Here is a 22,110-nt window from a genome sequence, read left to right on the forward strand (position 1 = left end):
AGGAGATGAATATGTTGAGTCTCGATACAGAAACGATTCGTGACCTTCTCGATAAGGCGCGGCAATTTCAGGTTAAGGAAGAAGTTAGTTTTCCAGAGGTCACCGAGGACATGGATGCCTTCTATGTATTAGCTGATTATCAAAATGATCCAGTTTATCAAGAAACCGTTGAATTCATAGATAATTTACGTCCTGATCAGCAAGCAACCCTCGTGGCTCTCATGTATTTAGGCCGGGGCGATTATACTCGGGAGGAATGGAAAGAGGCGTTACATTTTGCCCAGGAAGAAATGACCGACCATACCGGTGAGTATTTACTATCCAGACCAACAGTAGCTGATGATGTGGAACGTGGTTTAAACATGCTTGGTATTTTCTATCAAGAATAGCTTCTGAGGAGTAGGGCTATGCCATTCGTGAATATCGGTACCTCAGGTTGGGTCTTTAAAGGTTGGAAAGAAATATTTTACCCTAAGTCTGTTGCAGAGAAAGATGAATTGGCATATTACGCGAACGTCTTTAACACAGTGGAGATCAATAGTAGTTTTTATCACGTACCCTCTGCAAAATCGATTGCAAAGTGGAGAGAAACCACTCCAGAACAGTTTATTTTTTCCTGTAAAGCCAGTCGCTATCTAACTCATGTAAAAATGTTGAAAGACGTTCAAGACAGCGTTCATTATTTGCTTCAGGTCATTGAAGGATTGGAGGAAAAACTTGGCCCAGTTTTATTTCAACTGCCACCTTATTGGCCTTTTAATCTAGAGCGTCTGGAGCAGTTTGTTAAAGCATTACCTGAATCATTTCATTACACATTTGAATTTAGAAATAAAACCTGGTTACGTCAGGAAGTTTATGATTTGCTCGCTCAATACAATATTGCGCTTTGTTTTTATGATTTTAAGGGATATCAGTGTCCAGAAATTATAACCAGTGATTTCATCTACTTACGATTGCATGGACCGCATCTCGATGCTTATTTGGGTCATTACGAGCAAAAAACGCTTTTAAGTTATGCCCATAAATTTGCCAAATGGCAGCAAGAAGTGAAACAAATTTTTTGTTATCTAGATAACGATCAAAAAGCAGTTGCACCCTCCGATGCTCAAGAATTGGAACGATTAGTACAATTGACATTTAATAGCCCTGATCAATAATTTAATGTCTACAGGGAACTCTTTTTATTTATTAGGATGATGAATGAACTTTGATAAGCAATATCAACAAAAATTATGTTCCGCAGAGGAAGCAGTCAATCGAATTCCTCCATCTGCAGTGATTTCTATGGGCATGCGTGCCGCTACTCCTCCAGCCCTATGCCATGCACTGGCTGCACGTGCTAAAGCAGGTGATCTAAAAGGATTAAAGGTTTACTATCTTCGCTGTGGTCCCATCGCCCTGGAAACTATTTTTCAAGAAGAATTATTGCATATTATCCGACCCTACTCGTCTATGATGTCCAAAGGAGAGGTTGAATTAGCGGAACGCGGGTATCGTCTAGGGAAAAAATACATCAATTTTGTCCCTATAAGCTTTAGCCGTTATCCTGGCACCATTATGTCCATCACCCAACTGGATGCGTTCATAGTTACCGTCTCCCCTATGGACCAGTTTGGTTTTTTTAATTTAGGTACTAACGGCGATTATGCTATTGAATTAGGGCGCTATGCGAATCAATTAATCGTTGAAGTCAACGAGAACATGCCTAGAACTTCGGGCTCTACATTAATTCATATCAGTGAAGTGGATGCCATAGTCGAAAATACCACCGCTTTGGTTGAGGAACATTCAAAGCCTGCTAGTGACTTAGATCGTCAAATTGGCCAATACATCACCTCCCTTATCCCCAATGGAGCAACCATTCAAATGGGAATAGGTGGTGTACCTAACGCAGTATGCGAACAATTAATCGATCATAAGAATCTTGGCATACACACCGAGGTGATTACGTCAGGAATGGTCGAGCTTATCAAGAAAGGAGTAATTACAAATGCCAATAAAAAATTAAACCCTCACGTCAATGTATTTACCTTTGCAATCGGTGATCGACCTTTATATGATTTTATAAATAATAATCCTTCTATGTTTTGTCTTCCGGTCTCCTATGTCAATGAACCTAAAGTGATTGGGAAAAATAACCTAATGACCTCTGTTAATGCCTTCATCGAGATTGATTTTAGTGGCCAAGTCAATGCCGAGTTTATTGGTCATCAATTTTCAGGTGTGGGTGGACAATTGGATTTTATTCGTGGCGTTCAGTATTCTGAAGGTGGAAAGACCATTATTGCCAGTAGTTCTACAGCAAAAAATGGGACGCTATCCAGGATAGTTCCCCGGCTCTCCTCAATCGCTACAGATACCCGACTTGATATTGATTATGTGGTTACAGAATACGGGGTAGCCCAATTAAGGGGACGCTCCACCACGGAAAGAACGCACCAATTAATTAAAATTGCCCATCCGGCCTTTCGTGAGCAATTAGAACAACAAGCAAAATCACAAGGATTTATTTAAAATGGATTTATCACGATGCCCTGCCCTGCTCTTTACACCCGGTAATAAACCGGAACTTTTTACAAAAGCACTGGCTTCAGGTGCAAATGGCCTTATTTTAGAACTGGAAGACGCTATCCCAGCAGCAGAGAAAGACAAAGCTCGAAATCATGTAGTTCAATTTTTAAAGAAAGAACATCCGGAACTGCTCACTGTAGTTCGCATCAACCACATCACTACAGATGCAGGTCTTCCTGATTTGCTCGCCTTAAGACAAGAGGATATTTATTGTGATGCTATTTTATACCCCAAAACAGAAAGTGCTGAAGAGTTAAATATTGTTTATAAGATACTCCATTTAGCAGCGCGAAATATTAAGCTTTTAGCTTTGATTGAAACAGCAAAAGGGTTGCTGAATTTACATTCAATTGTGACTCATTCCCCAGTCGCTGGTTTAGTCTTTGGGGCTGCCGATTTTGCCATCGATATAGGGTGTCAGATGAACTGGGATGTTCTTTTGAATGCACGCCATCAAATTGTCCAAACAGCTGCACTGACACACATTCCAGCAATTGATTCTCCCTTTTTTGATTTTACAAATGAGGAGCAATTAATTACTGAAGTGATTCGGGCTAAGGAACTTGGTTTTCGAGGAAAATTAGCCATTCATCCAAAACAAATCATTCCCATAAAACAAAATTTTGCACCAAGTCAAGCAGAGGTAAAACGAGCAAAAGAAATTGTAGCGCTTTTCGAACAATCTGGGGGCAGAGCCTGTCAATACAAGGGAGAAATGATTGATGTCCCTATATACAAACATGCTCAGGAAGTACTTAAATTATCAAACAATTAAAAGGTAATGAATATGTCACATCAAAGCTATAAATCCATAGGAACCAATCGCTTGCGGGAAGATTTTGGTTTTTACTTTGAAGATTTTGAAGTGGGACAAATTATTGAACATAGGCCCGGAAGAACCATTACCCAAAATGATAATATATGGTTTACCTTACTGACAATGAATACCGCTCAATTACATTTTGATGCACATTATGCAGAACACACCGAGTGGAAAAAACCTCTAGTTGATAGCACATTTACTTTGGCGATTATTACAGGAATGACCGTTAATACAATCTCCAAGAAAGTAGTCGCGAATCTGGAATGGGATAAGGTTAAATTATTAAAACCTGTATTTGAAGGAGATACGATTTACGCTGAAAGTGAAATAAAAGCGAAACGTGAATCAAAATCAAGACCAAATCAAGGAATAGTGACCGTAGAAACCCGGGGGATTAACCAGCATAAAGAACTATTTATGTCTTTTGAACGAACTGTTTTGGTATATAAGAAAGGAGGTGCGCCTGAATATACCATTTAAATTAACTTATTTCTAACCTGTGAGTGTGCCACCGCCCCGTCGACTCTGCTTTGTATGCTTTTCGAAATGGCCCGAGTGCCTGGAGGTAACGCAGCTTGTCTGCAGAATTTAGGAAAAAAAGCAAACGATGAAATGTGCTGGCTCCTCTCAGGCTTTGCACCTTATTCAGAGATTGATTAAAAAAATACTCAAGTACTGCAAATTTGAGTGAGCAGATTTCAGAAAAACCTGAGCTGAAAAAAATGAATAAGCTCTAGCTAAGTCTTAAGAAGAAAACTAAAATGGATCAGTTTAACTGCTGATAAATAATAATTTTTTACACGGGCGTCCATTACATGAACATTCATACTGTTGTCAAAGAGCAGAGAATTTTTTCAGCTGGCGGAGCGGCGAAAGCTATCGATTTTCGTAAGCAGCAACTGCAGAAATTAAAAACCGTTCTCAAGCAAAATGAGCAACTGCTCTCGGAAGCCCTCTACGCAGATATAAAAAAATCACAATTCGAAACGTATTTAACTGAACTTGCCTTAATTTATCATGAACTCGATAAAGCGATTAAATTCGTGAACAAATGGGCTAAACCCAAAGCAACACGAACCGAACTGGTGAACCAACCAGGAAAAAGTTTTATCTTGCCCGAACCTTATGGGACAACCTTGATTATTGGAGCATGGAATTACCCTTATCAGCTTACATTAATTCCTTTAATTGCCGCTATAGCGGCAGGGAATACCAGTATCATTAAGCCAAGTGAGTTGCCGCAAAATACTTCCGCTGCGCTCGCCAAAATAATCAATCAAAATTTTGATCCAGCTTATCTTTATGTTGCAGAGGGCGGAGCTGATGTCACGCAAGAGCTTCTGAGTATGCGTTTTGATAAACTTTTCTTTACGGGCAGTACCACAATAGGCAAAATCGTGGCTAAGGCTGCTGCAGAACACTTAACACCCATTACTCTGGAATTAGGGGGCAAAAGCCCTTGCCTTGTTTTTGCCGATGCCGATCTGAAAATTTCAGCACAACGAATTGTATGGGGTAAGTTTTTAAATGCCGGACAGACCTGCATTGCCCCCGATTATCTTTTAGTTGAAGAAAAGATTTATCAACCCTTATTGGAAGAGCTCAAAAACCAAATCGGCAAAATAATTGGGCCCAATCCCCTTGAAAGCGAAAGTTACACCCGTATTATTAATCAACACCACGTACAACGTTTAAAAAAGCTCATTGATCCGCAAAAACTATTCACGGGTGGACAAGTCATTGACACAGAAAACTATATTGAGCCAACCATTCTTAAGGATGTACGCTTTACAGATGAAATCATGAAAGAAGAAATTTTTGGTCCCATTTTACCCGTTATTCCTTTTAACGATCTAGAACCTGTCCTCCAAGAAATCAAATCACGCCCTCGTCCTTTGTCTCTCTATATTTTTGGGAAAAATTCAAAAGTGCACACCCGAATTTTAAATGAGATTTCTTTTGGTGGTGGATGTATTAATGATGTGATCATGCATATTTGCAATTCCCACCTTCCCTTTGGCGGCGTAGGCGACAGTGGCATGGGAAGTTACCATGGTGAAGCCGGTTTTAAAGCGTTCAGCCATTTCAAAAGCATTTTAAAAAAGCCATTTTGGTTTGAACTTCCCTTGAAATACCTGCCCTATACCCAATTGAAATTAAAAATAATCCGAGCAATTTTTGGGTAAATCAACTTGAAATCATAGTTCATTGGAATCAAATAAGAGTTGACTATGAATTTAAAGGTTAAAGGGATTTTTTGCTTCTTATCTTCTGTTTTTATATGTTCAACAGGTTTTGCAGACACGCAAAATTTTGGCACTTTTTGGCTAACAGGAGTTTTTATTGGCCCTTTTGTAACGACTTATAAACAATGGAAATATTACTTGGAACCAAGATTGGTCCTCATTGATGATCGATATGGACGGGATGAAGAGCATATCTATTTTGGTACCGGTTATCAAATCACTCCTAATTTTACCCCTTTTATTGGTGCTGCCTATTTTTTCTCAGAGAATACGGAAGGAGTTATTGCACACGAAAATGTACTCTGGCAGCAATTTCATTGGAAAATATATCATTCCAAACTCTTCAATGTGGCCAATCGTTCTCGCCTTGAAGAACGAAAAAATACCTTATTCTCTGAATGGGCAACACGTTTGAGGGAGCAAATTACGCTTAAAATACCTTTTCACAATACCCAAGATTCACTTTCAACGTACAATGAATGTTTCTTTAATTTCACTCATCCATCCTAGATCAGTGATAAGTTTTTTGCTGAAAATCGATTTTTTTTGGGCATAGAACGACAGATTTCAAAAGCGGCATCATTTGATTTAGGGTATTTAGAACAAACGAAATGGCAAAGACAAAACCGAAATTTATTAACCCATGGATTATACATCAGACTTAACGTAACACGATAATAAACCTCCAAATCAACTCAAAATCTAAGAATTTATATCCATAATCTTAAACTACCCTAACTTAGGTTTTCCCCAAGTGTCTGCTTCTTTTTTCGCCATACGCTGCGCCCTTTTAGCAATAGCTTCTTGTAACTCGAGAAAAAAAAGAGAAGGCCCCGAGGAGGTGTTCGATTCTGACTGTACTTGTTTTCCCCATGAAACATCCAGTTCTTTTTGAATGTTTAATTCAGGATCCAGCATTGAGTCTAAAGCTTGAGTCGTTTCTTGATAGGCGATTAAAAATGATCTGCATTCCTGAGCAAAAGATGGATTTTCCTGCAAAATCAACGCAGAAGAGCTAAGAAAACCAATAAGCCGTTCGTCTTTATGTTCTTTTCTATGCTGGAGCACGAGAAACAAAAACTCTTTTAATAAAGGATAAATTAATAAGTAATCTTTGTCTTTCTTTCCATATTGTTCATAGTGATCCACTAATTTTTGCAACAGCTGAATGCATTCTTTACTCACTGGCATTTTGCGCTCCATGCAAATACTATACGTTTGTTTATTAAAGACCTTGATCGCTCATTAAGCAAGAAATGACACTATTTGATTTTCTAGAAACATTTAAACCCACTTTGTTGCATTTAATGAAAATATGAATTGTTTCTCTTGTAGGGGTTGAATAATAGGTCTATAACTTTAAAAATAAAGAGAGCAACTTATGTCAGAAAATAAACGTAATAAACGAAAAACCTATCATTGCAAGGAACCCCCTACTTCAGCTTTATCTGCAGAAAGCTCATCGCTTACATTAAGCATCATCAAAGCATTACCAGGAAGCATTTATTGGAAAGACAAAAATGGAGTTTATTTAGGTTGCAATGACGCCATGTTGGAAATGACTGGGATGAAATCCATCATTGGGAAAACTGATTTTGAAATGCCTTGGGCTGCATCTGCAACAACGATACGCAACAACGATTTAAAAGTAATGAAGCTGAATTCCTCATTGGAATTGGAAGAAATCGGAACCATAGCGAATGGAGAACAAGTAGTCGTATTAACCCGTAAAACTCCTTTACATGATGAACACGGCAATGTTACCGGAATTATTGGCATTTCCTTAAATATAACCAATCGAAAAAAACAAGAGGCTGCTCTCTGTTCAAGCCAAGAAAAAACACAATCCACCTTGGAAAATATTTTGGCTAATATGCCAGGACATGTTTATTGGAAAGACAAAAACGGGGTTTATTTAGGATGCAACAATCGCCAAGCTCAAAGTGTAGGGTTTCAATTCGGCTATGAAATTGTAGGAAAAACTGATTTTGACCTACCTTGGGGCAAAAACCAGGCTGAGTTATTTCGACAAAATGATCTTCATATTATGCAAACAGGCGAAACTGAGATCATAGAAGAAAAAGCGCAAGTAGGTGGTAAAGATGCCATTTTTTTAAGCCATAAATCACCAATGCGCAATAAAAAAGGGGAAATTACAGGGGTACTGGGAATCTCCATTGACATCACAGACCGAAAAAAAATTGAAGCTGAGCTCAAAATTGCAAAAGAAAAAGCTGAAGCAGCAAGTCTGGCAAAAACAGAATTTCTGGAAAATATGCGTCACGACATTCGTACCCCCCTTACCGGCATCGTAGGATTTGCAGACCTTATCCAGTCCGAAGCAGAAAGTCCTAGAATTAAAGAATATTCAGAGAACCTAGTGGCATCCAGTCATGCTCTGCTTGATTTTATGGATGATGTACTTGAAGCGATTCATGTAAGCTCTGGCGAAATCCCCAAAGTGAGGAAAAAATTCGTATTACAAAAAATAGCGCAACATGTGATTGATCTGAATAGAGCCAAAGCATCTTCTAAACGACTGACATTATCTCTGGAATTTGATCCCGATATTCCCAGATTTCTTATTGGAGATCCGGTTCGTATCCATAGAATTTTACTTGAACTGATATCAAATTCATTGAATTTTACAGATACCGGGTTTGTAAAAGTAACTGCCAAGCTGGCCAAGCGAGAAAATCGTGAGGTGATCATCCAATTTGTCGTGGAAGATAGTGGCATGGGGATTCCGAAAGACAAGCAACAAGAAATTTTTCTCCAATTCAAACGCTTAACCCCTTCCTATAAAGGAATTTATAAAGGCGCAGGTTTAGGGCTTGCTGTAATCAAACAGTTTATTGATGAATTAGATGGAGAAATATATGTCGAGAGTACGGTTGCCAAAGGAACAAAATTTACTTGTATCATTCCCTTAAAAACAGCGCTTTTGGAAGATGAAACAGGTATTGATAAAGATTTTGACTTCAATATATCCAGTCTCAAACAAAACACTGCCTTGAATACCCCCTCTTCAAATCCATCAATCCATTCATTCAAACATCGTATCTTGCTCGTTGAAGACAATACTGTGGCGCAAACCATAGCCAAAGCTATGTTAAATCACTATCACTGCCAAGTAGATGTAGCGGTTGATGGACAATCTGCGTTACAACTTTGGAAGAACAATAGGTATGACTTAATTTTTATGGATATTGGTCTGCCTGATATGGATGGTTATCAAGTTACCCACCACATCCGTGTACAAGAAGTTTCAAAAAAATATCACACCCCCATCATTGCGCTTACCGCCCATGTTGGTGAGGAAAATAAACAGCGATGTATCGAATCGGGCATTAATGCGGTGATCAGCAAGCCATTAACGCAAAAAAAATGTGGTGATATTTTGAGTGCATTTATTCCTACCATACTAAAAGAAAGGACCAATTCTCCTGAAAATTGTATTTTTGAGAGACCTACAACAGAAGAACAACTCTTTGATCTTTCTAAATTTCCCCTACTTGATGTGGAAGAAGGAATTAAAACTACGGGTACAGAAAATACACTCCGCGACATGCTCAGCTTAATGCTCGATCACTCTTTTATCGAGGATATGGCTCTGCTCAAAACAGCACATGATCAAGGTGATTGGGAACAAACACAAAAACTCACTCATAAAATTAAGGGCGGTGTAGTATATGTTGGTGCCACTCGAATAAAAATGGCTTGCCAATATTTTGAAGATTATTGGAAATCAGGACAACGTGATTTATTGGAGCAATTGTATCAACAAGTTATCCTGGTTATTGATAAAACAGCCTCTGAAATTAAAAAATGGATCGCCGCAAAAACACCGCTTTAGTATCTCTAGAACCAATCCCCTCTGCCACAAATGAGCGGTATTTCATGCCATTCCTGCCTTTGTAGGAATGGGGTATATTCACTTGGATAATGCTCTTATTCTTCTGTTTTTAATGCCCACCCGTGGGAGAAGGAGGAGCGTTTCCTCCAGTATTTAAGCGAGGAGATCCCTCGTCGCACTCGGAATGACGGGGGGCGGGGAAAGAGGATTTGCAGGATATTTTTTAAATCGAAGTGCAACAGGTCTTAAATAGTTTGGATAATGAGGTTTGATTAAATAATCATAGGTAGCAGCCATCGCTTTGTTTCTGCCACTGGGATAAACTTCGAAATCGTATGCCTTTTCTGTCCACAGACACATTACAGAACATTCTTCAATCAAATAATCAAGACAAAGTCGAAACGCCCTTTCAGAATCAACGCTTTCATTAGAAAATCGACTTAGGTATCGGGTTAAAAATTCATCGATATTGGCATGAATTGCCTGACGGAATGATTCATTGAGCTCATATTCTTTTTGGACGCGCATATGACTGCTAATGAAATTCTGACTGTTGTACCAATCATCCCAGCGCATAATCTCATAAGGGATGGTTAACTGATTGTAAGCCATTTCATTTCGCTTGAGCCAATCATCGCCTTCCTTCACCGCAAGTTGATATAATTCATCCGCAGTCGCATGATTCATAATCCCCATTGTATGACGTTGCACACTGTCATCAACAAGGATGGTACATTGTTTAAATGAGGCATTGATCAGTTTAATCACTGCGGCAAATTTTTCACCTTCATGAATTGCTTGCCCTACACTAATGGGCATGAGGCATGAAGATTGAGGAAACAGCTTTCTTTCCTCTGCGGGGTTTTCTCTAAAGGAGGCTTTCACAATCCTGTTATCAACTAAGCTCATCGTCCTAACCTCCTTCTGTTTAAATCACCACTATTTTTTGCATAAAAAGAGATCATATTTTATTTTATTAAAATCATCCTGTCTATTAATAAATCATTGACATAATAATGAATTAAGGTTTCTATTATATAATGTAATTAATGAAACCCAATACGAGTGTGAAATGCCTTATAGAATCAATAATCCTGGCGGTGGCGATTGTGGATTTTTTGCGTTTGCAATTGGCGCCATAAAAGACATTCAAGATGAATACGCACTCTATGGAAAAAGTGCAACCTATGACCAGTGGCTCAGAAAAGGCCTTCTTGGCGTTAGCTTGCAAGAGATCATCGACTTTGATTTAAATCGGTTGTATGAATCTCCTTATCATTATAAAAGTGAGCTTTTGTCTCGATTACAGATGTCTTTAAGAAACATTTCCGCTGATGCATACAAAATCGATCTTTTAAATAGAATAAGAACTGAAGCAGTATCAAAAGATGAGGAAACCTTGATTGAAGGATCACCTGTTTATCACAAATTTATGGAATTAGTTCGCTTTTATTTAGGTAAGGAAAAGAATAATCTCCCTGAGATAAGTAAATTTAATGAGCTCGCTTTATCTCCTCAAGTCACGAACTTAGCAGAAACTACGGCACGATCACTGCAACCCAAGCTTACAGCGAAACCCCTTTCTGAAGCAGAAACGAATACAATAGAAAATGCCCATGTCAAAGAAGCATTGTTACAAGACGTCATGCAGGGTGAGCGCGTCAATCCAGGTTCTGTTATTTTAAAAGGCGTTGAAAAGATTAAGGAACAAGGACGATGGGCAACACACGGTGATTTGAAAGAAATTGCAGTGCAACTGAATAAAAATCTCTACGTAGATGGGCAACTAAACGGAGACCCTGATCCTCGTTTAAGTACTATAGTCTTAAATAACGAGGATAATGCGCATTGGACAACCCAAATCGAGCAATTACCTCCTAAACGTCAAGAATTAAAGAAAGAGGAAGCTCCCTCAGCAGCAAAAGAAGAGCAAGTGATTCCTGCATCCGTTAAAAAACCGATTAATGCAGAAAAAGTAACCGGTTATCAGCAACATGTGAATGATTTGATTCATGCTGTATCAACCCAAGGCTTGTTTTCTCAAGTTAAAAATAAGATTAATATTGAGGATATTGACGAAGCCAACGCATTAGAAGGCGAATCAGATGAAGATTTTGCGAAACGCTTGCAAGAAGCGGAGTACAGACGTGCTTTTAAATAAAACCAAAGATTGAAAAATGAACGTATTCGGGGAAAAACCGCTCTTTGCTTTTTAAACTAATTCACAGCGTCTGCGTGGTCAATTGACTGTCCCTTAACTCTTTATAATGCTATAAAAATCTCAAGGAGTCTTAATTAAGGTACTTTCTGATGAGCACCATTCATCGCTTTATCGAAGCCCAACGAGGCCAAAATTCATCTGCCTCATTCCAACAAGCTTATGATGAACTCAAAGCAGGCGGCAAACAAGGCCATTGGATATGGTATATCTTCCCTCAGCTCAAACAACTTGGATTCAGTTCAACAGCCCAATATTTCGGGATTGTTGATTTCAATGAAGCCTGTGCCTATTTACAAAACGGGGAACTTTTTCAAAATTATCTCACAATTACCCGATTAGTAGAGCAACAACTAAAAAGCAAGATTGCTGTTTTGACCCTTATGAATGGAGAAATTGATACTCAGAAGCTTGTCTCAAGCCTCACCTTATTTCGGGCTGCCGCTGCATTTCTTTTGCATCAAGGAGATACCTCTCAAAATTTTGCCGCACTGGTACAGTGCAGTGATCAGATTCTTGCCGAGACTTCGAAACAAGGTTATTTACCCTGTACGCGAACCCTTGATTTTTTGGCTTCAAAAAAATGAATCATTAAATGTTTTCTCTTTTTCAAAGCAGTGTATGATTGCTACCAAGTCAATAACATAACATCGGAACAATGTAATGAGAAAGCTTGTCTGTGTATTTTTTTTCTGCTTCTATCAAACGGCAAATGCAGATAACCTCACTGCAGTAGAAAAACATATCGCTCAGTACATTACTACCAACTCCCAAAAGCAACTTTCATTATTGGAACAATTAGTGAATAGAAACAGTGGGACTACCCACATTGAGGGGGTTCAGCGCGTAGGAAACATGGTACGTAAACAACTCGATCAACTTGGATTTAAGACGTATTGGGTTAATGAGCCACCTGCACTGCATCGCGCGGGCTCTTTGGTTGCTGAACACCCTGGAAATACAGGTAAAAAACTGCTTTTAATCGGACATCTTGATACGGTGTTTCCTGAAAATAGCCCGTTTCAACATTTTAAACAGAAAGGAGATGTTGCAACTGGACCAGGAGTTATTGATGACAAAGGTGGAGTAGTTGTCATCCTCTATGCCTTAAAAGCCCTGCAAGAAGCAAAAGCGCTCAAGAATGCAAATATCACGGTAATCTTAACCGGTGATGAAGAAGACTCCGGAAAACCCATCTCGATTTCTAGAAAACCTTTAATCGACGCTGCCAAAAAGTCCGATATTGCCCTAGATTTTGAATGGGCAATTACCCCAGATACTGCGACCGTTGCACGTAGAGGAATAACACACTGGACATTGGAAGCTCATGGCAATGAAGCACACTCGTCAGAAATTTTTCAAAAAAAAGCAGGTTATGGTGCTGTTTTTGAGTTAGCACGAATCTTAAATACGATGCGTACCCAGCTCAGTAGGGAACGCTTTTTATCATTCAGCCCCTGCCTTGTTTTGGGGGGCACCACCATGAACAATAAAAATAATGTGCAGGGGGACGCCTTTGGCAAAGGAAACGTGATCGCAAAAATTGCTTTAGCAAATGGCGACTTACGCTTTATCACTGAAGATCAAAAGAACGATGTAGAGAAAAGAATAACCGATATTGTTGCCGATCATCTGCCTGGAACTTCAGCCTCCATTAAGTTTCAAGATGGGATTCCCAGTATGCCGCCTACTGCTGCTAACGAAGCCTTATTAAGACAATACAGCCAAGTGAGTGAAGACTTAGGACAAGGGATGATACTTCCTCTTGATCCAGGAACACGAGGTGCAGGTGATATTTCACACATTGCATCCCTGGTGGATGGGGCATTAGCAGGTTTAGGTCCTGTAGGTACCGGAGCACATTCTGCCGAAGAAAGTCTAAACATCCCTTCTCTTACCACACAAACTCAACGCGCGGCTTTATTGCTTTATCGGTTAAGCAATAAATTAAAATGACGTCATCTTGTGAAGCCCTAAAATGATTCCTCATGATATATACTTATAAAAATAACACTCCCTCTTGGAGTAATTCATGAAATCAAAGATAGAAGAAGAAAAAGAGGCTGCAAAACAACGGTACCAAGAACTGTTAGAGGCATTGGCAGTGACGAATAGAGCACACCAAAACGTGTTATTTGAAATTCGACCTAATCAGACTTTTTTTGAGGAAATGTATGATAAGGGTAAGGTGACTCCGCTCCATGTTGACTTTGTATCTAAAAATTCCGGCGCCAAATTTACTATAGAGAATAAATTTTATCCGAACAGCTGGGTCATTAAAATACCAGATAATGCGACCAAGGAAGAAAAAGAATGCATTAGGGATATAACTCTTGAAGTCATTGCTCATCCTAAAAATGCGGCGCCAGGTTATCAACCTAAAATGGTAGCGTTTTTTCCTGATAATACTCCAGAGGAAGAAATTGTTGATTTTGTTAAAGCAGCTAAAGACAAAGGAATAGAAGTTAATCTATTTATTGGAAAAAAGGAAGAAATTGACAAAATCCAAGAGGTTCATGAAACAAAGACAAAAGAGATTATTGCATCAGGAAATTTGGATAGACTTCCAGGGTGGGATGGTTTTGTAAAATCCGTTCAGCGAAGTGAGGGAGGAAGAAAAGGTGAAGAATTTCTCAGCAAGTTTAACTCGGAACATACGAGCTCCTTAACTCATAATTAAAATTTATTATTTTTATTCCTAATTTTAGCAATGGTTCCTGACAGAAACGTTATAATATTATTATGAGGCTCCCTTTAATTGAGCAATGGCTCTCGCCCAAAGGCAAACAAGCGATTTCATTCGTTTCAAGTTATTGCTATTAAAATCAAGGGATTTTATTCAATATTCACGAACATAAGTTTTATGGATTGGCCCAATTTGATTTCTTCTATTGATTGCAGTTCTTACTTAAAGTTGCCTTCTAATTTTTATGAGGTGATCGCTCCAACTCCGATTGGACATCCTTATTTTGTCAAATACAACCATGAATTAGCTGCATATCTTTGTGCTCCTGATGCCTCTTCTGCTGATGAACAGGAGCTCTTGTCTTTTTATGCCGGAAATTCAGTCCCCTCGAACCTTAAAAGTATTGCCTTAGCCTATGCAGGCCATCAATTTGGGTACTATGTCCCTCTTTTAGGAGATGGTCGCGCGGTATTGCTTGGCGAAATACGCAGTCATGATGGAAAGCGATGGGACATTCAGCTTAAAGGTTCTGGAAAAACCATGTTTTCACGAATGGGTGATGGCCGGGCACCGCTTTCTGCAGTATTAAGAGAATATCTAATCAGCGAGGCAATGTATGGATTAAACATTCCTACCACCCGTTGCTTGGCAGCGCTTGCAAGCAAAGAAAAAATTTATCGCCAAAACGGTCTTGTCCCTTTAGGTGTATTAACACGTGTAGCCTCAAGTAGTTTACGAGTTGGTTCTTTTGAATATGCTGCAGCTCAAAAAGACAGCCACTTGCTGAAAATGCTGGCCGATTATGCCATTGAAAGACACTATCCTGAGATTTTATCCTGTGAGAGTCCTTATCTCGAATTATTTAAAAAAGTTGTAGATCGCCAAGCACATCTTATTGCTGAATGGATGGGGGTAGGCTTTATTCATGGCGTTATGAATACGGATAATATGACGATTTCCGGCGAAACAATTGATTATGGACCTTGTGCATTTATGGATGAATTTGACTTTGGAACCGTATTTAGCTCCATTGATGTTCATGGTCGTTATGCATTTGGAAATCAAGCCACCATAGCAAAATGGAATTTAGCTCAGTTTGGTAAAACCTTATTGCCTTTATTTGAAGCAGATAAAGCACCCCAACAAGTGCAAGAAGTTCTCGATTCGTTTAATACGCTTTTTTCTCAATATTGGAATAAAAAAATAAGCGAAAAACTGGGTTTGTCCGATGACAATCCAAATCGCGCCGAACTGATTAAAAATTTCTTTGGATTATTACAAGAATATAAACCGGATTTTACCAATACCTTTCGTCTCCTCAATCAAGCAACTGATAGTGAAAGCCATCAGAACGAGTTAATCAAAGCTTTAGGAAATCAGCCTCATAGCATGCAGTGGGTCTCTGACTGGTTAAATTGTATTAAACAGCAACCTATTGATGTGGCGACAATAAAAGCAAAGATGCACCAGGTAAACCCAGCATATATCCCAAGAAATCATTTAGTCGAAAATGCAATTAATGCGTTTATTGAAAACAATGACCGTTCTTTAATTGATGCTCTTTTAGCCGTATTGAAAAATCCATTTCAACAACAAGAAAATACCGAAAACCTACAGTGTTTGCCTTCCCCAAATGAACGAGTATATCAAACGTTTTGTGGAACTTAAGAACATGCCTGTTGGCAAGAAACCCCCAACATCACTGCCATTAATCCACTCCCCACGTAGGGAAGAAGGTGCCCGTAGAGGCGGATGAGGGTATTGATCGCGGCGAATGAATCCTCGCCCCTCCCCATCCACAAGTGAGCTTAGTTGAAAAATTATATGTCATTTCTGCGGTGGCAGAAATCCATCCATCAATTGGGCACAATGCCACCAAGCCAAACTCCAAATTTCTCAGATGTTTAAAAAAGTTACTCAATTACTTTTTGATACAGAACTTCTTTTAATAATGCCCCGCCCTCATAAAACTCTTCTAATTTGGTTGTGCTTGTGGCTTCAAAACCTAAAGCATCATAAAATTTACGTGCTTGAATATTGTCTTCAAATACCCACAAAAGTATCTTTTTATATCCTTGATGCGCAAGCTGAGAAATGGCAGCCATACATAGTTTTGTCCCCAAACCTATTCGCCAATAGTCTGGATGTAAATAAATCGCACTGATTTCACCCATTGAGTTGTCTGCCCTAAAATCGCGAAATGGACAAATGCTCGCAAAGCCAATGAGTTGACTATTTACTTCCATCACTAAGACTTTAACATCCTGTTTTATCAAATCATGCCATTGTTGCGTACGCTCTTTTAACGACAAGTTTTGTAATATAATTTCCGGAATGAAATCTCGATACATTTTTTGCCAGGAGCAGATATGAATCTGTGCTATCGCTTCAGCATCCTCTAATGTAGCGGTTCTAATATTAGGCGTTGAATAATTCTTAATCATAATAAAAGCTCTTAAAGACGTAATTAATTTCTAACAGTCAATAATTATTCACGTTTTTTAAATTCACTATTTAACTAATCAATTGGTGATATGCTATGTTAGAATAGAAAAATTGTCACTAAAAAGGATTTATCCATGAAGAAAAACAAACAAAAAGAACAAGTGATCATGGGTGCTTTGGCCTTATTTATTGCGTCAATCGCTACTGCAGATACTGTCACGAGTGATGTTTCTACCACAGATGGAACTGCAATAGGAACCGTTGTTTTTGAAGACAGCAAATACGGTCTGCTGATTAAACCTCAATTGACTGGACTTCCAGTTGGCATTCATGGTTTCCATATTCATCAACATCCTGACTGTGGGGATCATGCTAAAAATGCTGGGGCTCATTTAGACCCTGCGAACACCAATAAACATCTTGGTCCCTATGGCGACGGACATTTAGGTGATTTGCCTGTGTTAATTGTTGATAATAATGGAACCGCCAATACGCCCGCTTTGGCGCCCCGTTTAAAAACTAAAGACCTTAAGGGGCACGCCATTATGGTCCATGCTGGTGGGGATAACTATAGTGATAATCCTCCCTTGGGTGGCGGTGGCGATCGTATTGCTTGTGGAAAAATCCCTGCGTAAGGAATTAAGCGAAGCTTAGATAAGCTCATATCATTCCCGCCCGCGCGGGAATGATCCAATAAATATTGAGTCTTATATCCTATAAAAGACCGATAAATGACTCAAAAAAGATAATATTCAGTCCTTGCGTCATCCACATGATTCCCATCTCCTCTAAAACCAACTAATTTTTAAAACAAAGTGTTTTCTTTTTTTTTATTACTTGGCATCATACGTCCCTCAAAAATAATAAAGAGGGATCAAGTATCATGGCTGGTTTTTTTTCAAAGTGGGATAACTATTCTAGTCTAAGAAATAAATATGCTGAATTAATTCCTATTCCAAATCCATCCTATTTTAAACCGATTCATCGTATTGATGAATTTACTAACCTACTTGTTCGCCCAATCCATAGTCCTCTGTGGTTAGGAGTGAACGCCTTATTGTTCTTTTTGAAAAGTTTTATTTACTTGGCAGCGACTATGCTCTTGGTTGTACCTGCTTTGTTATTGGCAATTTTTGCTCCGAGAGAGAACATGAGCGCCAATACCTGTTCTTCATTTAAATCGTGTGTAGCACAAACATTTGTTGATGCAGCGATGGGGATTATCGCAACCTGTGCAGCGATTGCTTCTATTATTTTTAATCCTATCTATCTTCTTACCCGATGTCTAGGTACCGTTGTTGAACATCTCAATGATGTGACCGAAGGATGTTGCAATTTACAGATCGCCCGATTTTGATTTCTTGTAGGCTGAGATAGGGGTGAAATTCTTCAGTTGCGATCAAACACCCTCATCCGCCCTGGCGGGCACCTTCTCCCTACGGGGAGAAGGGACTCATCCTAGCCCTCTCTTTCATTTTAAGAGGATTGGCTGTATCTCCCAATTAATTCAGTCTGCTCTATAATATGATTTTGCATGGCCGTTTCTATCTCTTTTTTCGTCGCATGCTCACCTAAATTTAAAAAGGTATCTAAGGCATAGAGCTTGAAAAAATAACGATGAGTACCGCTTGGTGGACAAGGCCCACCATAGCCTGTTTTTCCCCAACTATTTCGTGCACTAATTGTTTGAGATGGAGCACCAGTTCCTGTTTTAAGCTCATGACAGTCAGCAGGTAGATTAAATAAGATCCAGTGCACCCACAATCCCATAGGCGCATCAGGATCATCCATAATCAAAACAAACGATTGGGTATTCTTTGGTGCATCACGCCACACTAATGGAGGTGAATGATTGATGCCATTACAGGTATATTCTTGAGGAATAAAGGCGTTATGGGTAAATGCAGGACTCTCAAGTTTCATAGCACACTCCTTGTGCGAAAGCTTTATTTGCAATTTAGACTAATTTTGCTCAAAAATACAGGAAGGTAATTTGGCCCTCCTGGATTAAAACTTTAATTTCCCAATCACAATCTGCCAAAGCATGACAAAATCGCCCATTAAACTATATAGAGGATAATGAAATGTTGCCGGTTTATTTTTTTCATAGACATAATGTCCAATCCAAGCAAATCCGTAGCCTGTCACCAACATCAGAATAAGCCATAGCCAATACCAGGAAATAAGAAAAAAAAGGAAACACAAGCAGGCCAAAGAGGTTCCAATAACATGCAAACGCCGGCACATCATTGTTTTATGTTCATTGAGATAGAAAGGATAAAACTCATTAAAATTCACAAATTTCTTTTCGTTCATCACCGCATATCAAATAGCCCTAATTTTTTAAAGTATAGTTTAAAATCTCATTCCGATGTTATGATTAAATAAAAATGTTTTTTTATTCATCAACGTGGCGCATTGCAAATAATGAACGAAATGAAACCTGAGCAATTAAAAAATTTAATTAACGAAGCAACTCACAGTATTGAATCATCCCAAAATCTTCTCCAGGAACTACTGAATTATCCCACAGAAGAAGACTCTTCAATGGAAGATACCATTTGCTCAATCCAATTAGTTCTCCAATATCGTTTAAACAGTCAGGATGCTCTTGCTATTCTGTTAAGCATTGATCAAAACGTGCTTTTTCTCCTAGGCATTCAACCTCGACATTCCCCTAAAATGAACCTTGATCGCCTTGCCTATGCTTTGGGGAATGAAGATTTGAAGCAACTACTCCATGCGCTTTCTCTACTCGTTAATTCCTTATTAAAGATCGCAAACCGATATCAAAAAAATCATTTAAGTTTTGAATTAAGTCATCAAAGAAAACCCAGCCGACAGAATATGCTGATTAAAGGGATGCAAAAACTAATTTCACAACAAAATCATTTTTTAAATTTGATAAAAAAACTTGAAGAAAACGTCACTCTGCTTTTAGAGTATCAGTCCGTTGGACCACTATTTGATCATATAGCTGCACTTAGAGGACCAATTTCACAATATTACCAGGCCCTATTGAATGGTCTTGATGAAACCAAACAACTGTACGAAAAAATCAATAAGCCGGAATTGCTGGAGCACAAAGTAGAACTTCTTTTAAAACAAGCTGAAGAAGTACTCAACATCATGCCTTCCCTATACAAACCTCGCCCTTCGTACAGCCCGCAACCAAGCAAGCTGTCTGCTGAACAACTGGAACAACGTGCAACTGCAAAACGTTTGCGCCCTTTTTTCTAAGAATTTAACCGTTCAGACAATAGTGCCAACTTAAGGCATGTAGCCTGGATTAGACGAAGTCGTGATCCGGGATTAGGGGCATCCCGTATTACGCTGCGCTAATACGGGCTACATATAAAAGCTTAAGTTAACGCATTGACTGTTCAGTGAATTGGACATGAACGCTTATAAATAACAACCCACCCCATCATAACCAATCACATGGCATGACTTGTAAGCACTTTGCTCCAATCGATAACTTACAGAACCATAATAAGCAATAATGTTTCCATTTTTATCTTGTTCTATATGAGGCTTTTGGAAACTCTCGGCAATATCACAATTCGTATGATTTTGGATCCAAACCCCATCTCCTGAAACAATGCGCACCTTGCCAGGAGTTAAAGCGTTCTTCCCACAACCCTTCATTGCTAAATGCTCTGCTTTAGGGGCAGAAAAGATAAGATCATAACCTGCCGCAGCTGCTTTAACTGCGTTTTCAGCATCTAGAATGCCATGTCCGCAAGGCTTTTTACCGACACACGATTTATTGGGGTCAGTACTCACACCAAAATCATGGGTTGTGGTGTACAGGAGTTGTTCCACTTGTTCTGGGCTCAATCCTTTTTCACTCGCAGCTAAAATCAATCCAGCAACACCCGCAACATGTGGCGTAGCCATACTTGTTCCTTGATAAAAATCAAACCCTGATCCATTATAACCCCCACCTGGGTTCACAGTAGATAAAATCCCTCCCCAAATACCATAACGCTTGTCTCCGCCTGGAGCAGCTAAGGTAACACTTGGCCCATAGTTGGAAAAATAGGATCTAAGGCCTTCAGGGCCAGTAGACGCGACTTTAATGGTTCCATTACAAATTGCTGGCGCATTAAAATGCTCCCAGACGTTGTCATTTCCAGCCGCAACGGCCAATACCGCGCCTTTCTTGCGTGCAAAAAAGACTGCTTCTTGTAGGGCTTGGTCACAATAATCAATTTCGTCTTTAGGGCCCCTATCCACCCCAAAGCTCATATTCAATATTTTTGCTGGATGAATGTTAGTCGGAACGCCTGGAACCTCGCCACCCACAGCCCAATATATCGCGTTAATCACTGAACTTTCATAAAACATGCCATTAGCAGCAGGGATTTTTAAAGGAAGAATTTTTAAATCCTCGCCCATACCGCTCATGACACTCCCATAACCTGCAATGGTTCCTGCAACATGAGTACCATGATAAGAGCGGGTTTCATCGATCAAGTTATTATTATTTCCTGCAAAATTCCAACCCCATAAATTACCTACACTGTCCTTGACCAAGTTGTTGATTAGACTATCATTTAAAGCAATTCCCGTATCAAGGACGGCAACCACAATTGGCTTTTTAGAAAGCCCTGTAGTATAGGCCCAGGCACCATCTCTAAATCCAGGTTTCGATTCCAACATAATTCCGGCTGGACGAGTAAACTCATCCCATTGGCTTTCATGAGATAATAAATCCCCTGGACCTAGAATTTCAGGATCAGGAACCGGTTTAAAGTAACTGACTCTGTCTTTAACCGCATATAAAACTTGAGGGTTTTTACGCAAACGCTCCAAAATCGAAGAAGTTTCATCTTCATCATTTGCTTTAGCTGAGGGACTGTTTGTGGTGTCTAAAATTAATAAAAAAGCACCATTCGCCATAGGATTAACTTCTTTGACAGGCAGTTGGGTTACTTGTTTTATCTGTGACTTTAAAGAGGAAACGCTGGTTATTTGTTCTTTATATTTGATAATTACTCGAACTGCATTTTGCTCCGGTGCAGCGAAAACGCCATGAGCTATTGATAAAAGACCTAGACCTAAAATCCCTGATTTAAACATACAAAAATCTCCTTATAATATACATCGCAATTCAGTATGCTATAAGACACAGGGCAAAACAAGGGCAAACTTGTCCAAAAATGTTACTCTCCTATGCCTAATCTATGTAAATAAAAACTGCATTGAAATTCCTGGGACGCTCGATATACTGTATCTATCTCTTTGTTTTTATTAAACCAT

The 22,110-nt window shown here is 39.2% G+C and carries 21 protein-coding genes and 1 pseudogene; 16 read left to right on the forward strand and 6 right to left on the reverse strand.

The window, feature by feature from the left end; translation table 11 throughout:
- The first annotated feature begins 11 nt into the window (after positions 1-11).
- The 7 genes and pseudogenes from OQJ13_RS04285 (at position 12) to OQJ13_RS04315 (ending at position 6,318) form a co-directional block, all read left to right on the forward strand.
- Entirely contained in the window at positions 12-389 is a 378-nt protein-coding gene (locus OQJ13_RS04285; RefSeq protein ID WP_265709409.1) for a DUF3775 domain-containing protein, read from the forward strand.
- 18 nt (positions 390-407) lie between these two features.
- On the forward strand, positions 408-1,157 hold the full coding sequence (locus OQJ13_RS04290; protein ID WP_265709410.1) for a DUF72 domain-containing protein: 750 nt from the start codon (positions 408-410) through the stop codon (positions 1,155-1,157).
- Between the two features lie 43 nt (positions 1,158-1,200).
- Positions 1,201-2,514 (forward strand): acetyl-CoA hydrolase/transferase family protein, encoded by a 1,314-nt coding sequence (locus OQJ13_RS04295; protein ID WP_265709411.1) that lies wholly within the window; start codon positions 1,201-1,203, stop codon positions 2,512-2,514.
- A gap of 1 nt (position 2,515) precedes the next feature.
- Entirely contained in the window at positions 2,516-3,346 is an 831-nt protein-coding gene (locus OQJ13_RS04300) for an HpcH/HpaI aldolase/citrate lyase family protein (RefSeq protein WP_265709413.1), read from the forward strand.
- Positions 3,347-3,358: 12 nt separating this feature from the next.
- Positions 3,359-3,874, forward strand: a complete 516-nt coding sequence (locus OQJ13_RS04305; RefSeq protein WP_265709415.1) for a MaoC/PaaZ C-terminal domain-containing protein — start codon at positions 3,359-3,361, stop codon at positions 3,872-3,874.
- 335 nt (positions 3,875-4,209) lie between these two features.
- Positions 4,210-5,580: an aldehyde dehydrogenase gene (locus OQJ13_RS04310; protein WP_265709417.1), complete on the forward strand. Its 1,371-nt coding sequence runs from the start codon at positions 4,210-4,212 to the stop codon at positions 5,578-5,580.
- A gap of 45 nt (positions 5,581-5,625) precedes the next feature.
- Positions 5,626-6,318, forward strand: a pseudogene (locus tag OQJ13_RS04315) (DUF2490 domain-containing protein).
- Between the two features lie 51 nt (positions 6,319-6,369).
- Here the strand turns inward: OQJ13_RS04315 and OQJ13_RS04320 are convergent.
- A complete protein-coding gene (locus OQJ13_RS04320; RefSeq protein ID WP_265709422.1) occupies positions 6,370-6,831 on the reverse strand; it encodes a hypothetical protein in 462 nt (153 codons plus the stop codon).
- Between the two features lie 190 nt (positions 6,832-7,021).
- Between OQJ13_RS04320 and OQJ13_RS04325 the strand changes: the two genes are divergently transcribed.
- On the forward strand, positions 7,022-9,496 hold the full coding sequence (locus OQJ13_RS04325) for a PAS domain-containing sensor histidine kinase (RefSeq protein ID WP_265709424.1): 2,475 nt from the start codon (positions 7,022-7,024) through the stop codon (positions 9,494-9,496).
- 153 nt (positions 9,497-9,649) lie between these two features.
- Here OQJ13_RS04325 and OQJ13_RS04330 read toward each other — a convergent pair whose 3' ends face one another.
- Positions 9,650-10,405 (reverse strand): hypothetical protein, encoded by a 756-nt coding sequence (locus OQJ13_RS04330; protein WP_265709425.1) that lies wholly within the window; start codon positions 10,403-10,405, stop codon positions 9,650-9,652.
- 163 nt (positions 10,406-10,568) lie between these two features.
- Between OQJ13_RS04330 and OQJ13_RS04335 the strand changes: the two genes are divergently transcribed.
- The 5 genes from OQJ13_RS04335 to OQJ13_RS04355 all read left to right on the forward strand — a co-directional run bounded on the left by OQJ13_RS04335 (position 10,569) and on the right by OQJ13_RS04355 (position 16,068).
- Positions 10,569-11,657 (forward strand): hypothetical protein, encoded by a 1,089-nt coding sequence (locus OQJ13_RS04335; RefSeq protein WP_265709426.1) that lies wholly within the window; start codon positions 10,569-10,571, stop codon positions 11,655-11,657.
- Between the two features lie 149 nt (positions 11,658-11,806).
- A complete protein-coding gene (locus OQJ13_RS04340; protein ID WP_265709428.1) occupies positions 11,807-12,301 on the forward strand; it encodes a DUF1810 family protein in 495 nt (164 codons plus the stop codon).
- A 76-nt stretch (positions 12,302-12,377) separates the two neighbouring features.
- The gene (locus OQJ13_RS04345) at positions 12,378-13,670 is read left to right on the forward strand and encodes a M20/M25/M40 family metallo-hydrolase (protein ID WP_265709430.1); all 1,293 of its coding nucleotides are present in this window, start codon (positions 12,378-12,380) and stop codon (positions 13,668-13,670) included.
- A 76-nt stretch (positions 13,671-13,746) separates the two neighbouring features.
- Positions 13,747-14,394, forward strand: coding sequence for a hypothetical protein (locus tag OQJ13_RS04350; RefSeq protein ID WP_265709431.1), 648 nt, complete (start codon positions 13,747-13,749; stop codon positions 14,392-14,394).
- Between the two features lie 198 nt (positions 14,395-14,592).
- Entirely contained in the window at positions 14,593-16,068 is a 1,476-nt protein-coding gene (locus tag OQJ13_RS04355; RefSeq protein WP_265709432.1) for a protein adenylyltransferase SelO, read from the forward strand.
- Between the two features lie 245 nt (positions 16,069-16,313).
- On the opposite strand, the gene OQJ13_RS04360 is transcribed toward OQJ13_RS04355, so the two are convergent.
- The gene (locus OQJ13_RS04360; RefSeq protein ID WP_265709433.1) at positions 16,314-16,844 is read right to left on the reverse strand and encodes a GNAT family N-acetyltransferase; all 531 of its coding nucleotides are present in this window, start codon (positions 16,842-16,844) and stop codon (positions 16,314-16,316) included.
- A gap of 135 nt (positions 16,845-16,979) precedes the next feature.
- Here OQJ13_RS04360 and OQJ13_RS04365 point away from each other — a divergent pair, with 135 nt between their 5' ends.
- Positions 16,980-17,480: a superoxide dismutase family protein gene (locus tag OQJ13_RS04365; protein ID WP_265709434.1), complete on the forward strand. Its 501-nt coding sequence runs from the start codon at positions 16,980-16,982 to the stop codon at positions 17,478-17,480.
- 248 nt (positions 17,481-17,728) lie between these two features.
- Positions 17,729-18,202 carry a hypothetical protein gene (locus tag OQJ13_RS04370; RefSeq protein ID WP_265709435.1) on the forward strand — a complete coding sequence of 158 codons (474 nt, stop codon included), beginning with the start codon at positions 17,729-17,731 and terminating at the stop codon, positions 18,200-18,202.
- A 119-nt stretch (positions 18,203-18,321) separates the two neighbouring features.
- Here the strand turns inward: OQJ13_RS04370 and OQJ13_RS04375 are convergent, their stop codons facing one another.
- Complete coding sequence (locus OQJ13_RS04375) at positions 18,322-18,768, reverse strand: YbhB/YbcL family Raf kinase inhibitor-like protein (RefSeq protein ID WP_265709436.1); 447 nt, start codon at positions 18,766-18,768, stop codon at positions 18,322-18,324.
- A gap of 84 nt (positions 18,769-18,852) precedes the next feature.
- Complete coding sequence (locus OQJ13_RS04380) at positions 18,853-19,161, reverse strand: Mpo1-like protein (RefSeq protein ID WP_265709437.1); 309 nt, start codon at positions 19,159-19,161, stop codon at positions 18,853-18,855.
- A gap of 111 nt (positions 19,162-19,272) precedes the next feature.
- On the opposite strand from OQJ13_RS04380, the gene OQJ13_RS04385 reads away from it, so the two are divergent.
- Complete coding sequence (locus OQJ13_RS04385) at positions 19,273-20,085, forward strand: hypothetical protein (protein ID WP_265709438.1); 813 nt, start codon at positions 19,273-19,275, stop codon at positions 20,083-20,085.
- Positions 20,086-20,250: 165 nt separating this feature from the next.
- On the opposite strand, the gene OQJ13_RS04390 is transcribed toward OQJ13_RS04385, so the two are convergent.
- Positions 20,251-21,930, reverse strand: a complete 1,680-nt coding sequence (locus tag OQJ13_RS04390; protein ID WP_265709439.1) for a S8 family serine peptidase — start codon at positions 21,928-21,930, stop codon at positions 20,251-20,253.
- Between the last annotated feature and the right edge of the window lie 180 nt (positions 21,931-22,110).

The organism is Legionella sp. PATHC035 (assembly GCF_026191115.1).
In the GTDB taxonomy this organism is placed as follows: domain Bacteria; phylum Pseudomonadota; class Gammaproteobacteria; order Legionellales; family Legionellaceae; genus Legionella.

Coding starts and splice junctions, on each gene's coding strand:
- OQJ13_RS04365 (WP_265709434.1), top strand. CDS start 16,980: ATGAAGAAAAACAAACAAAAAGAACAAGTGATCATGGGTGCTTTGGCC.
- OQJ13_RS04350 (WP_265709431.1), top strand. CDS start 13,747: ATGAAATCAAAGATAGAAGAAGAAAAAGAGGCTGCAAAACAACGGTAC.
- OQJ13_RS04285 (WP_265709409.1), top strand. CDS start 12: ATGTTGAGTCTCGATACAGAAACGATTCGTGACCTTCTCGATAAGGCG.
- OQJ13_RS04310 (WP_265709417.1), top strand. CDS start 4,210: ATGAACATTCATACTGTTGTCAAAGAGCAGAGAATTTTTTCAGCTGGC.
- OQJ13_RS04385 (WP_265709438.1), top strand. CDS start 19,273: ATGAACGAAATGAAACCTGAGCAATTAAAAAATTTAATTAACGAAGCA.
- OQJ13_RS04390 (WP_265709439.1), bottom strand. CDS start 21,930: ATGTTTAAATCAGGGATTTTAGGTCTAGGTCTTTTATCAATAGCTCAT.
- OQJ13_RS04380 (WP_265709437.1), bottom strand. CDS start 19,161: ATGAACGAAAAGAAATTTGTGAATTTTAATGAGTTTTATCCTTTCTAT.
- OQJ13_RS04295 (WP_265709411.1), top strand. CDS start 1,201: ATGAACTTTGATAAGCAATATCAACAAAAATTATGTTCCGCAGAGGAA.
- OQJ13_RS04345 (WP_265709430.1), top strand. CDS start 12,378: ATGAGAAAGCTTGTCTGTGTATTTTTTTTCTGCTTCTATCAAACGGCA.
- OQJ13_RS04290 (WP_265709410.1), top strand. CDS start 408: ATGCCATTCGTGAATATCGGTACCTCAGGTTGGGTCTTTAAAGGTTGG.
- OQJ13_RS04360 (WP_265709433.1), bottom strand. CDS start 16,844: ATGATTAAGAATTATTCAACGCCTAATATTAGAACCGCTACATTAGAG.
- OQJ13_RS04305 (WP_265709415.1), top strand. CDS start 3,359: ATGTCACATCAAAGCTATAAATCCATAGGAACCAATCGCTTGCGGGAA.
- OQJ13_RS04320 (WP_265709422.1), bottom strand. CDS start 6,831: ATGCCAGTGAGTAAAGAATGCATTCAGCTGTTGCAAAAATTAGTGGAT.
- OQJ13_RS04300 (WP_265709413.1), top strand. CDS start 2,516: ATGGATTTATCACGATGCCCTGCCCTGCTCTTTACACCCGGTAATAAA.
- OQJ13_RS04375 (WP_265709436.1), bottom strand. CDS start 18,768: ATGAAACTTGAGAGTCCTGCATTTACCCATAACGCCTTTATTCCTCAA.
- OQJ13_RS04330 (WP_265709425.1), bottom strand. CDS start 10,405: ATGAGCTTAGTTGATAACAGGATTGTGAAAGCCTCCTTTAGAGAAAAC.
- OQJ13_RS04340 (WP_265709428.1), top strand. CDS start 11,807: ATGAGCACCATTCATCGCTTTATCGAAGCCCAACGAGGCCAAAATTCA.
- OQJ13_RS04335 (WP_265709426.1), top strand. CDS start 10,569: ATGCCTTATAGAATCAATAATCCTGGCGGTGGCGATTGTGGATTTTTT.
- OQJ13_RS04370 (WP_265709435.1), top strand. CDS start 17,729: ATGGCTGGTTTTTTTTCAAAGTGGGATAACTATTCTAGTCTAAGAAAT.
- OQJ13_RS04325 (WP_265709424.1), top strand. CDS start 7,022: ATGTCAGAAAATAAACGTAATAAACGAAAAACCTATCATTGCAAGGAA.